Source organism: Anabaena sp. TISTR 8404, from assembly GCF_056847745.1.
Map to the genome: position 1 here is coordinate 2314222 of NZ_CP180578.1, position 14978 is coordinate 2329199.

General features: G+C 39.8%; 9 protein-coding genes. 7 read left to right on the forward strand and 2 right to left on the reverse strand.

Features of this window, described 5'->3' with window-relative positions; all coding sequences use genetic code 11:
- Nucleotides 1-59: 59 nt before the first annotated feature.
- On the forward strand, nucleotides 60-1697 hold the full coding sequence (hcp, locus tag ACMX3D_RS10055) for a hydroxylamine reductase (RefSeq protein WP_482751279.1): 1638 nt from the start codon (nucleotides 60-62) through the stop codon (nucleotides 1695-1697).
- 627 nt (nucleotides 1698-2324) lie between these two features.
- On the forward strand, nucleotides 2325-3476 hold the full coding sequence (locus tag ACMX3D_RS10060) for a histidine decarboxylase (RefSeq protein ID WP_482751280.1): 1152 nt from the start codon (nucleotides 2325-2327) through the stop codon (nucleotides 3474-3476).
- 68 nt (nucleotides 3477-3544) lie between these two features.
- Here ACMX3D_RS10060 and ACMX3D_RS10065 read toward each other — a convergent pair whose 3' ends face one another.
- The gene (locus tag ACMX3D_RS10065) at nucleotides 3545-6925 is read right to left on the reverse strand and encodes an EAL domain-containing protein (protein ID WP_482751281.1); all 3381 of its coding nucleotides are present in this window, start codon (nucleotides 6923-6925) and stop codon (nucleotides 3545-3547) included.
- Between the two features lie 176 nt (nucleotides 6926-7101).
- Entirely contained in the window at nucleotides 7102-8418 is a 1317-nt protein-coding gene (locus ACMX3D_RS10070) for an aminopeptidase P N-terminal domain-containing protein (RefSeq protein ID WP_482751282.1), read from the reverse strand.
- A 556-nt stretch (nucleotides 8419-8974) separates the two neighbouring features.
- On the opposite strand from ACMX3D_RS10070, the gene ACMX3D_RS10075 reads away from it, so the two are divergent.
- The 5 genes from ACMX3D_RS10075 (at nucleotide 8975) to ACMX3D_RS10095 (ending at nucleotide 14949) form a co-directional block, all read left to right on the forward strand.
- Nucleotides 8975-10225 carry an FG-GAP repeat domain-containing protein gene (locus tag ACMX3D_RS10075; RefSeq protein WP_482751283.1) on the forward strand — a complete coding sequence of 417 codons (1251 nt, stop codon included), beginning with the start codon at nucleotides 8975-8977 and terminating at the stop codon, nucleotides 10223-10225.
- A gap of 298 nt (nucleotides 10226-10523) precedes the next feature.
- Nucleotides 10524-10937 (forward strand): DNA mismatch repair protein, encoded by a 414-nt coding sequence (locus ACMX3D_RS10080; protein WP_482751284.1) that lies wholly within the window; start codon nucleotides 10524-10526, stop codon nucleotides 10935-10937.
- A gap of 593 nt (nucleotides 10938-11530) precedes the next feature.
- Nucleotides 11531-12493: a protochlorophyllide reductase gene (locus ACMX3D_RS10085; protein ID WP_482751285.1), complete on the forward strand. Its 963-nt coding sequence runs from the start codon at nucleotides 11531-11533 to the stop codon at nucleotides 12491-12493.
- Between the two features lie 117 nt (nucleotides 12494-12610).
- On the forward strand, nucleotides 12611-13102 hold the full coding sequence (locus ACMX3D_RS10090) for a gluconokinase (RefSeq protein ID WP_482751286.1): 492 nt from the start codon (nucleotides 12611-12613) through the stop codon (nucleotides 13100-13102).
- A 554-nt stretch (nucleotides 13103-13656) separates the two neighbouring features.
- Nucleotides 13657-14949, forward strand: a complete 1293-nt coding sequence (locus tag ACMX3D_RS10095) for a glycosyltransferase family 4 protein (RefSeq protein ID WP_482751287.1) — start codon at nucleotides 13657-13659, stop codon at nucleotides 14947-14949.
- The last annotated feature ends 29 nt before the right edge of the window (nucleotides 14950-14978 follow it).

Sequence of the window (14978 nt, forward strand, 5' to 3'; positions counted from 1 at the left end):
CAAGGTTTTACTCAAGCGTAAACAATACGCTGGAAGCATGAAGATTGGAGAAAAAAACTATGTTCTGCAACCAGTGTGAACAAACGACTCGTGGCGATGTCTGTCATCAGTGGGGCGCGTGTGGTAAAAGTCCAGAAGTTGATGCTTTGCAAGATTTGTTGGTGCATTGTTTGCGGGGATTATCTCAGGTAGCGCTACAAGCAAAGTCTCTCGGAATCACCAGCCGTGATACTGATGAATTCACCTGCGAGATGCTATTTTCTACACTAACAAACGTGAACTTTGCGCCGGATGACTTTGTGGCTTTCGTCAATCGGGCGATCGCTTTACGTGAAAGTCTCAAGTTGAAAATTCAAGCCACAGGTAACACTGTTGTAGAATCGGCAATCGCGAATTTTCAACCTGCAAGTGACCCAAAACAACAAGTTCAGCAAGGAAAAGACCTAGAATTTGAGTTTATCAGTCAATCTGCGAAGAATGTAGATATTTTTTCTCTTAAGCTTACAGTTTTATATGGAATCAAGGGTGTAGCGGCCTATGCCTTCCATGCTTTAGAACTAAATCAGCACGACGAAGATTTGTACAGATTTTTCCATGAAGTTTTGGCACATCTTGATGACCAAGATAAAAGTTTACAAGATTGGTTAGATTTAGCCTTGAAAGTTGGGCAAATGAACCTGAAAGCAATGGAATTACTGGATGCTGGTAATACAGAAACTTTCGGACATCCTATACCTACAGTGGTTCCCCTCGGACATACCGCAGGTAAGGCAATTCTAGTATCAGGACACGATTTACTAGCCTTGAAAGCTATCCTAGAGCAAACCGTTAACACTGGTATTCAAGTTTATACTCACGGTGAACTTCTGCCTGCACATGGCTATCCCAAACTAAAACAGACTTATCCGCACCTCTACGGTCATTACGGTACAGCATGGCAAAACCAAACACATGAGTTTGAACATTTTCCTGGTGCGATCGCCATGACAACAAACTGCCTCATGCCTCCCCATGAAGCTTACAAAGATAAAGTATTCACACTGGGGCCAGTTGGTTATCCTGGATTGCCAAATATCAGTATTCGTGACGTATCACCGATTATTCAGAAAGCGTTAGAACTACCGGGATTTGCTGATGAGAAAGATGGCGGTACGGTAACTACAGGTTTTGCTCGGAATGCGGTGTTAAGTGTGGCTGATACTGTAATTGAAAGTGTAAAACAAGGTCAAATTCGGCACTTCTTCTTGGTTGGTGGTTGTGACGGTGCAAAACCGGGACGCAATTACTACAGCGAGTTAGTAGAAAAAATGCCCAGCGATTGTATTGTTTTAACTTTAGGTTGTGGTAAATTCCGCTTCTTTGACAAAAATTTGGGTGAAATCGCTGGTATTCCCCGACTGCTAGATTTAGGACAATGTAATGATGCTTACTCAGCAATTAAGATTGCGGTAGCTTTAGCAGATGCTTTTGGTGTGAGTGTTAACCAATTGCCATTATCTCTAGTATTGTCCTGGTATGAACAAAAAGCGATCGCCGTTCTCCTGACACTGCTTCACCTCGGTATCCAAAATATCCGTATTGGCCCGACACTTCCGGCTTTCTTCACACCAAATATTGTGAAGTTACTCTCAGAAACATACAATCTCAAACTGATTACTACTCCAGAACAAGATTTAGCTGCGTGTCTTGTCTCTTGAACAGTCGGGAATAATCTTCCTTTCTCTATCCGGTATAAGTCTCTCCCCGAAGCGGGGAGAGGTTATACCATTTTGGATTTTAGGTTTTGGGCTGTGAAAGGGTTTGTGGGTAAGCTTTTCAGCACTCCATCTGTCGCAATTATTGTTCAAATTGGTATTATTTATAATCTGTCGAACTCACATTCAATATATTTAACTAGGCGCGATCGCTAAACTCAAACAACTTTATGAGAACTTTAAGTAATCTGCCTAAGCCCGTGTTTAAAGTATATTTAACAACATAGTAATTTCTTTTAAGTATTGATTAATAATTTTCTGTAATTACACTGAATTTCCAGAGTGTAAAGATTAGTAATTCAGTGAAATCTACTAGGTTGATATTGTCATATATTTTTAGTATTTATTAGCGATACTAGAATTTTTGCTTTTACCACACAATTCAACTATAGAAATTAAGACAAGCTTGTTTAAGCGAGAAACTTTCACTAAAAATCATCAGTATTTTTACTGCTTTATTAAAACTTTAATTGTAATATTATGGGGATTAAGAAATACTGAAATATTGAATTGATACGCAAGATATAGTGTAAAACTTCCCTGAAATGAAAACATCAGAGATAGCAAAACATGTTCAACAATGTGAGTGAGGAGTTGTCACTGTTTTGGCAGCACATAGAAGAGCGATCGCAGTACCACGCAGGTTATCCATATAATTTAAGTTGTGACTTCACTCATATAACCAAGTTCTTTAATTTTTTATTAAATAATGCTGGCGACCCTTATGTTGAGCCAGATTTTGGTCTCCATTCTCGCAAGTTTGAACAAGAAGTTTTATCTTTTTTTGCGCAACTATATAAAATTACAGAAAATGAGTTTTGGGGCTATGTTACTGCTGGCGGAACTGAGGGTAATTTATATGGCATATTATTAGCCAGAGAAATTTATCCTCATGGAATTCTCTACTCATCTCAAGACTCTCATTACTCAATTGCCAAAGCAGCTAGACTATTTAGCATTCAACATCAGGTAATTAATTCCCAAAGTAATGGCGAGATAAATTATGAACATTTGTCTCAAGTAATTCAGCAAAATTCTCAGCAGCCAGTTATTATCAACCTGAATATTGGCACTACAGTCAAAGGTGCAATTGATGACCTAGACAAAGTTTTAGAAATTTTACAACGTCATCAAATCAAAGATTACTACATTCACTGTGATGCTGCACTTTCAGGGATGATTTTACCATTTCTAGATGATGCGCCTCAAGTAAACTTTCAAAAACCCATAGATAGTGTGGCTATTTCTGGTAAGTTTATTGGTTCACCGCTACCTTGTGGTGTAGTTTTGACAAAGAAGAAATGGGTAGAAAAAGTTTCAACAATGATTGAATATATCGGTTCAAAAGATACCACAATTCTAGGGTCACGAAACGGTCATACTCCCTTAATTATTTGGTATGCTCTGAAAACCAGAGGGTATGAAGGTTTTGCTAAAGAGGCAAAGACATGTATTCAGAATGCTCAATATTTATTCCAGCAACTTAAATTAAGAGAATATCCTTGTATGCTCAATAAATTCTCTAATACAGTTGTGTTTCAAAAGCCGGGACAAATGCTGATCAAAAAATGGCAATTAGCCACACTCGATAATTTTGCACACCTTATAGTTATGCAAAATATAGATCGGCAGAAAATTGATACTTTTGTGAATGAGCTTGTCTTACAAGAGGGACTATTGCCGGAAGCAGACTATCTACTGCTACAACCAGCACTATCTTAATCTAGAGAAGAATTTAACTTATTGTCCGAACTTTTTAGAGAGTGTATAAAAACAGAATAAAGGTATTTTTACACCTCTAAAAAGTTCGCGTCAGACACATTACTAGCAAGTAGTACTTCTACCGCAGCACCTTCCAATGCGGGGAAAAAGAGATATCCTTGTCCTTGATCGCATTGTAAGGCTTTGAGTTGGGCTAACTGTTCTACTGTTTCTATCCCTTCGGCGGTTACTGACATATTTAAGTTGTGAGCCAATGTGACAATTGCTCGGACAATTTCTAAATTTTCTCCTCGACTACCGATATTACTAATAAACGACCGATCAATCTTAATAGTTTTGAGTGGTAAGCGGTGCAAATAACTTAAGGAGGAATAACCTGTACCAAAATCATCCATATGCAAATCGACATTTAAGGTTGTTAGCTGTGAAAGCATAGCAGTTGCTAATTCAAAATTATCCATAAGCAAGCTTTCAGTAATTTCTAACTTCAAACTACCTGCTTCCAAGCCAGTATCTTGCAAAACTTGTTGAACCTGTTTGACGATATCAGGTTGCATAATTTGTTTGCCAGAAAAATTGACGCTAATTGTTAGGGGTGAGCAAGTGGGAAATTGTTGATGCCATGCTTGCAATTGACGACAGGCTTCATAAAGCACCCATTTGCCAATAGAAGCAATCATGCCAGTTTCTTCCGCTAGGGGAATAAAATCTTCTGGAGAAATAATTCCTCTTTCTGGATGATGCCACCTGATTAATGCTTCAAATCCGGTAAGTTTGCCCGTCATCAGTGACACAATAGGCTGGTAGTGAAGGCGAAATTCTTCTTGCTGGATGAGTGCATGGCGCATAGCAGTTTCTAATTGCAATAGCAGAGATGCACTTTCATGCATTTTGGGATGAAATACTTCATAGCGAGCCTTACCAAGAGATTTAGCAGAATACATTGCCACATCAGCATCTCGGAGGATATGTGCAGCTTGCTCATAATTCTTTGTACTCAAGGCAATACCCATACTTGCGTTGGTAAACACCTTATGTTCATTTAATTGAAAAGGTAAAGCAAGTAACTTTTGAATTCGACCAGCTACTTGTGTAGCACCATTGATACCATCAATTTCGTCAAGTAAAATGGTGAACTCATCGCCGCCAAAACGAGCCACCATATCTCCAGCGCGTAGAACTGATTGAATTCGATGAGCAATGGCAATTAAAAGTTGATTACCGAGTAAATGTCCTAGGCTGTCATTCACTACCTTAAAGCGGTCTAAATCTAAGAAGATAACAGCAAATACATAATTTTTTTGTTGTTTAGTGCGTTCTAGAGCTTGCTTTACCCGCTCCATGAATAAAGATTGGTTGGGTAGTCCAGTCAGCGCATCATGCAGACTGTTGTGCAGTAATAAATCTTGGGCGCGTTGTCGTTCAAAAATATCTTGTTGCAGTTGTTGATTAACTTTCATAAGTTCAATGGTACGTTCTTCTACCAACTGCTCAAGTTGACAACGGTATTGTTGTAATTCTTCTTCTGCCAGTTTCCGCTGAGTGATATCTCGGAGGATTACAACATATTGTCGCATTTGCAGATTAGATGGCTGCGACACAGTAGATTCAACAATGTATAAACCTTGATTAGTGTTGAGGGTTTGTTCACTCCGCATAGACCATTGCTCTGGTTTGCCATCATGGTTAACGAGGAATTGATTCAAGTTCTGTCCAACTAACTGCTGGGTACTAATTTGAAATAGTTCTTCAGCCGCGACATTTGTCTGAAGAATTGTACCTTGTTCATCAACAATTAAAACTGTATCTGGAACTGTATTAAGGGTGGTGATAAATAGATTTTTCGCTTGTTGGCGTGCTTCATCAATAGCCGCAATTTGTGGTAGGGTAGTCCAGCAAGCGATCGCTACTCCAATAAACGACAGCATTACTAGTGCCACAGCTAGTAAAGAATTGCGCGAGGTATCATGAACTCCATCTAATAAGTCACGCAGAAACCAACTGCCGATAGCAGAACTACAGATGAGTGAAACGAGAACAATTACTTGAAGTACAACAAAATCTGGGTTGTGACTACTAGACTTCGCTGCGTAACGCTGTGTCCACCATTGAGATTGAAATGGTGCAAATCTACAGCGACGTAGCGCTGCATCTCCTATCATCAGCACTAGGGGTAAAACTATCCCAATCAATAACTCTTGCCAACTCCAAGCTAAACCTCCAACTACTAAAACTATTGCTTCTACTAAAAAAAAACCCAATGACCACCAAGGCCATAACACCTCTGGCTTACCCCGACATAGCCACAATCCTAAATGCAGTCCCATAATCGATACTAAATAACATGTGCCTGCTACTGTGACGATTTGAGATACATTGCTGAAATTCAAACAAAGCAGACTGAGTAAAAAAGTAATAAATATAGCAGGCCCCAAGACACCTTGGCGGGAAACTACTGTGAATACGGGAGACAACTGATTATCTAAGGCAAGTTGATAGAGAATGCGTGGAGAGTTGGTAACTGCCGTAGCACAACTGAGAAGACATGAGAAAGCTATCAGCAATGTCACTAAAAAAGGGGCAAATTTCCCCCAAAAAGGCTGCGATGCTGCTAGTAAATTCAAGAATGTATCTTCACCGATTTCTGGGCTGGTAGCACCACACATTAATACCCAAGAACCACCGATAAATACTGGCGGAATTAGCCAAGCTGCTATAGTTAAAAACTTTAACGTTTTATGGGGAGAACGGCTATCAGCTACAAAAGCAGATGTGGTTTCACAAGCATAAACTGAATAACTGCCCAAAAAAAACCACTTTGCCCATTCTGCAAAGCTGAGGCTATGTGTGCTAGGTGGAAAAAGATTAGTACCATTTGAGAAAGCTAACCAGGCTACGCCTTGAGTACAAAACAACAGTACTAATGAAATTGCTGGGATCACAAAAAATAAGTGCAGCAGTGCTACAGCACGAGTACCACTGAATGCAACAATAAACGGAATCGCCGTAAAGACAATTTTTAATAAAGTTTCTGGACAAGAAATGCCTAAAGGTTGGAAATTAACCTTAACTAGGTCTGTGAGGATAATTGCATATAATGCTGGTGCTGCTGCCCAGCTAAAATAATATCCCAAGGCGACGTAAAGACCCAAACCAGGAAATTTCTGGAGTAGCCGAGCCGTATAATTAGGTGTTCCTCCTGTTACATCTAACCAATGTTTACCTAAACTTTGAATTTGTAAGTTCAAAATGCAGGAGACGATCGCCCCAAACAACCAAACTAAAATAGCTTTAGATCCCAGTGCTGCATGGATAACCGGTGCAGTGCCAATCCATCCTACATGACCCGTCAGCCCAAAACCCCAGGTTTCTAGATAACTCAAGGTGCGTGGCAGGCGCATTACCAAGCGCTGGGTTTTTTCTGCCTGCACCGAACTATTACTAACCATTGTTTTCTAGCTAGATGTACTGACTCTCCTCCACTGAATAACTGATCTGGCTTTTTATAGCTTCCGTGTAACTGCTGAAGTTCCCTGGAAAGTGCTGAGTGCTGAGTGCTGAGTTTTGAGTAAAATACTCTCCCCCTACACCCCTACACCCCTGCACCCTTATACCTCTGCCTTTTTTAAATTACTCGTTCTACTTCATCTACTTCTTTGGGAACTCCAGTGGTTAATACTTCATGGCCTGTGGGTGTGACTAATACATCATCTTCAATGCGAATGCCAATACCTATCCAACGTGAATCTGTTTCTGGTTGGTCTTCGGCTAGTTTTGTATCCGGTACGATGTAGAGTCCAGGCTCCACTGTTAGCACTTGACCAGGTTGTAAAATCTGGGGTTTGTCATCTCCGTGTTGATACACGCCAACATCATGCACATCCAAGCCTAACCAATGGCTGGTGCGGTGCATATAATATGGTTTATATTTTTCTTCTTCGATGATTTTGTCAATTTCGCCTTTGAGAATGCCAAGGTCAACTAAACCTTCGGTGAGGACGCGCACGGCGGTATCGTGAACTGATTTAAAGGTGTTACCTGGTTGTACTTGGGCGATCGCTTGCTTTTGTGCTTCTAGTACAATTTCATACAATGCCTTTTGTTCTGGCGTAAACTTACCACCGACGGGAAATGTCCGGGTAATATCTGAGTTGTAATAACTGTATGCACAACCCGCATCTATTAACAGTAATTCCCCATCTTGCATCTGGCGGTTATTTTCTATGTAGTGGAGAACGCAAGCATTCACACCCGAAGCCACAATTGAAGGATAAGCAGGCCCCATCGCCCCGCGCAAGCGAAAAATTCGTTCTATTTCGGCTTGAATTTCATATTCATAACGTCCAGGTTTAGCGATCGCCATTGCTTGATTGTGTGCTTCAATAGCGATCGCAGCTGCTTGGCGCATCATTTCTAATTCGGCTGCTGTTTTAATCAGCCGCATACTGTGCAGCACTGTACAGGTATCTTCAATCGCAATTGGCCCTGTACCCCGCTTGGGATAAGTCCGCAGTAGACTTTGGTAATATTGTAAGATTTTTTCGTTAAAAGAGCGATCGCGTCCCAAATGATAATAAATGCGATCGGCTTTTTCCAAATATTGAGGCAACTTTTCATCTAATTCATTGATGGGGTAAGCTGCATCAGCACCATAAATTTCTTTGGCTGCATCTACGCCACAGCGATAACCAGACCACACTTCTTTTTCTCGATCTTTGGGTTCGACAAACAACACAAAGCGATGTTCTGGATGATGTGGTGCTAACACTGCTACTGCTTGCGCTTCATTAAAGCCTGTCAAGTAATAAAAATCACTATCTTGACGATAAGCGTATTCGACATCGTTGTGCATTACTGCCATTGGCGCACTCCGAAAAATCGCAGTACCATTACCAATTTTTGCCATTAACTGCTCCCGACGCTGCCGATATTCTAATTGCATAGCTGTTCAATTTGTAAAATTATTGTGTTAGTTTACACATTTGGCAACCAGTGGCTATACACATAGAGCCTCTTTGTAGTTGCTTGTTTCAGTTATTTTAACTAAATTTACCATTCTCAGTGCTGAGTGCTGAGTGCTGAGTGCTGAGTAAGAAAAAAGTACTCGGCACTTTGGTAAATGCCCCGCCCTTTGTAGGCGGTCTTTTAACTCAGAGAGGAAGCACTTTCAAATCAGCACTTTTTTTTGGTAAGGAAGTTTTGTATTTGTTGGGCATTTTAATTTTTTATTGCTGATAAGTAGATAACAAACTTATTTTATATATTTAAAGCCTGACATTAATAAAATACACTGACAAAATAGCTAATTGATTATGCAGCACTTGCAAAAGTCATGAAAATGATTTATGGCAAATAATTTGTGTATATAAACCTTGATATTTAGATTTAAAAAATGTTTATTAAAAAAAATACAAAAAACAATAACTGTTATTAAATTACAGAAATTGATGTAATTTCCAAGTTAAAACTTTAATGACAACCAGTGATAAGAACGCACTATGTCTCTAATTCAAAATTCCTCACCATTTGCAAACAATAAAAGCTCGTTTTATCAATCTTTGGATATATCAAATGAATTAGTCTCAGACCTGAATGATCAGCAAGGGTTAGGTACATTTCTAGGACGTAGTACATCTTCAACATTAGGAACAAATTCTTTAGAAACACAGCAAATTTCAGCATCCAAAGTAACAGCAAGCGCGAATCCCAACCCTTACTTAAGAAGTGCAGCCATTGCTCCCGATTTTAACGGTGATGGCAAAGTAGACAAAATGTGGGTTAATGCTCAAACTGGTGAGATTGTCCTGCGCCTCATGGATGGTGGACAAGTTCTCTCACAAGGTTCTGTGGGTAAGTTTGACATCAACACTTGGACTTACAAAATTGCCGATTTTAATAATGATGGCAAAACCGACTTTTTATTGCGGAATAAACAAACAGGCGAAAATAGAGTTGCTTTGATGGATGGCACTAAAGTTGCCAGTACAGCAGCTTTAGAGAAAGTAGATGCCAACTGGAATCCTTTAATTGGTGATTTCAATGGCGATCGCAAAACAGATATCTTCTGGAATAATGCTCAAACTGGCCAAAATGCCCTTTGGTTGATGGATGGCACAAAAGTTTCGAGTGCAAATGTTCTAGAAACAACAGCAGTAGGCTTGACTCCAACTGTTGTTGATTTTGACGGTAATGGTAAGAGTGATATCTTCTGGCGCAATCCCAACACTGGTGCTAACAGTGCTTGGTTTATGAATGGTACACAAGTCAGTAAGTTTAATCTCCAATCTCAATCTTCTGCTTTAACTCCTATCCTTGGTGATTTCAACGGCGACTTGAAGACTGATATTCTGTGGAGAAATACTTCCACCGGTCAAAACAAAATTTGGACTATGAACGGTATCATCGTCACAGAAGGCGCTGCTAAAACCCTCGATTCCAATTGGCAAGCAAACATTGGTGATTTCGACGGTGATGGCAAAACAGATATCTTCTGGCACAATCAGAAGACTGGTGAGAACACCGCTTGGTTAATGAATGGTACAGCAGTTAAATCCGAAGCGTTCCTCCCCAGCAATAGCGCATCCTTGACACCATCCTTTGGCGATTATAATGGTGATGGCAAAACCGATGTATACTGGCGCGATCAAGCAACAGGTGTAGACAAGATTTGGACAATGAATGGCACAAAAGCAACAGAATCTGCTGTAGCTACTAAAGACAGACTTGGTGCTGCTTGGTATACAGGCTGAGACTCACAGCAGCATTTTGAATTTAGAATTCAGAATACGGCAGAAGGCAAGTAAGTTGTTTGTACAATTTCATTAAACTTTCTGTCATGGCAGTATGCTCTAACCCAGAGCATACTGCTTATTTGAGGCTATACGCTCTCTCATAGCGGCTCGTAGAGGCGAGATGATGTTGAGATTTTGGTTTGAGAAAATAAGAAATGCTATGGTTGTCTCACGATTCAGTTGATCAATGCTATCTAAGTGGGAATACTAATTTTAACCAATTAGGTTGGTTAAAGCATTTGTGAGGTTTATATCAATGTCCGAAATTAATATAGGTGATTATTTAGCTCACCCTTTAGTAAGATATCGTAACCATTTAGAATTCAACGGATATCACGTTGATGAAGAAAATGATTTGCTTTTATGTCGTCATCCCAGAAAGCATGGTTTGATTGTTAAACATGTACCAAACCGAGGAGTATTAATTAGAATTCTTTACTCGTGTAACCTCAATATAAGTAGAAGTCATCTCTTAGAGTATGTGAATGAATTGAATTTATTGTTTATGTTTACGAAGGCATATATTGATAATTCAGGCAGCAACCTATATATGGAAACTTTCTGTGAGGGGGAATATGACAGAACTAATTTTTCAATTATTTTAGACAATATTGAATACGACATGGAAATGTTCATCAATCATCAGCAAACTAGAGAATATTTACTATAATAAAAAAACAAATATAGCAATACTATTTGATTTACAAACTTATTCGTCAAGAGAGGGAACGGGGAACGCTTAACAGGGAACAGATTTATTTGTCACTCATTTAGGACTGCTATAGACTTTTTTGGTGGGTCACGCCCACCATTATTGTTTTAATTTAAAGTAAAAAAACAGACATTAGACTTCTTGCAGAAGTCGGGAACAGGGAACGGGGAACGGGGAATAGCCCCAAGTTCTTCCTGTTCCCTGTTACAAGAGTGACTGTAAACTGATATCTTGCAAAAGTTGCTTTTGCAAGAGGTCTATTGATTTTACAAAGTTGTTTGTAGAGCCACAGGTTAAAATTAACTATTCTCAGCAATGAAAAGGCGATCGCATCTGAGACGACCTGGAAAGCGATCGCCTGAAGATTATCTATACTCAGCATTCAATATAGATATCACCTTCATATTTCGCAATAATTAATAACTGTAAACCGAGATGTAATCTGAACGTTTGTTAACAAGTATTAAGCACAAATTGATAGATTATCTGTATAACGCAGTGATGTAAGATCCAGGAGATAGTAAAAGGCGATAACAGAGTCTGAAATAGCAATGGCACAGGATCGGAAGTCAACGGTTGTAATCACAGGCGCATCCTCTGGGGTGGGTTTGTACGCTGCAAAAGCATTTGCTCGCAGAGGATGGCACGTTGTTATGGCCTGCCGAGATTTGGCGAAGGCTGAAAAAGCTGCCCAAGAAGTGGGAATACCCAAGGACAGCTATACCATCATGCATATTGACCTGGGTTCTTTAGATAGCGTGCGCCAGTTTGTCAATAACTTTAGAGCCAGTGGCAAGTCCTTAGAAGCTTTGGTGTGTAACGCGGCTATTTATATGCCATTAATCAAAGAGCCGTTACGCAGTCCCGAAGGCTACGAGTTAACCATGACCACCAATCACCTTGGTCATTTTCTGCTGTGCAACCTCATGCTTGATGATTTGAAAAGTTCCCCGGCTGCGGATAAGCGGTTGGTAATTTTGGGAACCGTCACCCACAACCCAGACGAATTGGGTGGTAAGATTCCGCCGCGTCCTGACTTGGGTGAATTGGAAGGCTTTGTTGCAGGCTTTAAAGCACCAATTTCGATGATTGACGGTAAGAAATTTGAACCAGTCAAAGCTTACAAAGACAGTAAAGTTTGCAACGTGCTGACCATGCGCGAACTGGATCGGCGCTATCACGAATCAACTGGTATTACTTTCACTTCTCTTTATCCCGGATGTGTGGCAGAAACACCCTTATTCCGCAACCACTATCCTTTGTTCCAGAAACTCTTCCCCTTGTTCCAGAAGTACATTACTGGGGGATATGTATCTCAGGACTTGGCCGGAGAAAGGGTTGCAGCAGTGGTCATCGAGCCTGAGTACAAGCAATCTGGTGCTTATTGGAGTTGGGGAAATCGCCAGAAGAAAGAGGGTAAGTCTTTTGTGCAAAGAGTTTCTCCCCAAGCGCGGGATGACGCCAAAGCTGAACGCCTGTGGGATTTAAGCGAAAAGCTAGTTGGATTGGCGTAAAGGAGTACTTACGCACAAAGATAGTTTGTTGAGACTGGGTGTAAAGGGGTAAGAATTTTGAACACTTACACCCTTACACCCCTAAACTTCTTCAGCCTGTAGTATTTCTAACTACAAATGATTATTTTGGTCATGGGAGTCGCTGGTTCTGGTAAAACCACCATTGGTCAAGCACTTGCAGCCGCGACGGGATGGGAATTTAGCGATGCAGACTGGTTTCACTCAACCGCCGCTACAGAAAAAATGAGCAGAGGGGAACCACTAACTGATGCCGATCGCCTACCTTGGTTACAAACGCTGCAAACAGCGATCGCACAATGGTTGCAAGCAGACAAAAATGTCATCTTGGCTTGTTCAGCACTAAAAGCCAGTTATCGTCAGATTCTCTGCGTTGATGATCCACGAGTAAAGCTAGTGTATCTCCAAGGCAATTATGAGTTGATTGAGCAAAGATTGCGCGATCGCCTTGGTCATTTCATGAAAGTTAATCTTTTACAAAGCCAGTTCGATACCTTAGAAGTGCCTACCCCAGCTGAAGCAATTTATATTGATATCTCGCAAGATTTAGGTGCGATCGTTCAGCAAATCAGAAATTACCTGAACGTTTAATTGCCTGTATCGATATTTTTTACCTAATATTAATCAAGCTATTAGATAGCTAAAAAAAAGTTTCCGCATATATACTGTTGCTGCTAAAGTAAGATACCGCTATTTGTAATGGAAAAATATATGAGCAGCAATACTTACTTGTTTACATAATTTTTCATATAGTAATTCTCTTTAATTTAGAAACTACTCGTTAAGGCAGGGAACAGGTAACAAATTTGTTTGCAACTCCTATACGGATTGCTATATACGACTAACTCAGTGGTAAACTTGGTTTGCTTCTGTGTAATATTCCTGCACGAATAAACTTTTTTACATCTTGATTACGTAAAACAATAATTAAAATTCAAGTTTTTTGGGTTTAATGTGTAGAGCAGTATATTTTAATTTCATGTGAGTTGGTATAATTTTTAATGTCAAATAAAGCCATAATGTGGACTTAATATACATATATTTTTATCTTTTTTTAACAAAAGTATGGGAGAAAAATGTAACTTTTTTAGAAAAGATTAATTTAACTGAATTAATGATAATTGCACAAATTTTATAAATAACTCATGCGTATTTTGATTTATTCCTATAACTATCATCCAGAACCGATTGGAATTGCACCTTTAATGACCGAACTAGCAGAAGGACTAGTAGAACAAGGTCATGAAGTGCGGGTAATAACAGGAATGCCCAACTATCCACAACGAGAAATTTATCAAGGCTATCAGGGTAAGTGGTACATTACAGAAAAAATTAATGGTGTAACTATTCAACGCAGTTACTTGCGCATCAAGTCAAAACCCAATCTGCTCGACAGATTGCTACTAGAGTTAAGTTTTATTATTACTAGTTTGCCACAAGCTATTAGAGGCAAACGACCAGATGTAATTTTGCTGACGGTACCACCGTTATTAGTAACATTACCAGCGGCTTTGTTAGGGAAACTATATAATTGTCCAGTGGTGTTGAATGTGCAAGATATTCTACCAGAAGCAGCAGTGCGTGTCGGGTTAATGACAAATAAATGGATGATCCGCTTCTGTGAATTATTAGAGAAATTTGCTTATCGAAATGCCCAAACCATTAGCGTGATTGCTGATGGTTTTTTAGAAAATTTAGTGAGTAAAGGTGTATCTGCCAAAAAAATTATTTGTATTCCTAACTGGGTCAATATTAATTTCATTCATCCTTTACCAAAAGAGAATAATCCTTGGAAAATTACCCATCAATTAGATGGAAAATTTGTGGTGATGTATTCTGGTAACATTGCCTTGACCCAAGGATTAGAGACAGTAGTCGCTGCTGCTGCTAATTTGCGTCATATTCCAGATATTACCTTTGTGATTGCAGGAGAAGCGATCGCTTTGCGAAGATTACAACAATATTGTTTATCCTGTGGGGCAGATAATGTTTTACTCTTACCGTTACAGCCGCGCGAACAACTTCCGCAAATGTTAGCTGCGGCTGATGTCGGGTTGATTGTACAGAAGCGAAATGTAATCTCCTTTAATATGCCTTCTAAAATTCCCTTGTTGTTAGCTAGTGGCCGTCCCATTATTGGTTCAGTACCAGCAACAGGTACGGCGGCTAAAGCAATTCGAGACAGTGGCGGAGGTGTAATTGTCGAACCAGAATCAGCCGATGCCCTAGCAAAGGCCGTCTTAGAGTTGTACCATAATCCCCAGCAAAGAGAGCATTTAGGTAAAAAAGGTAGACAGTTTGCCGTCGAGCATTATGCTTGTGAACAGGCAATTGCCCGGTATGAAGGACTATTTATGGATGCGATCGCCAAACGTACATCAACAGTAGATAATGTTCTAAAATTAAGTTCCCAAGAATCAATTATTGATGTTCGGTAAACTCAAAAATTTTGCGATCGCTCTGGGGT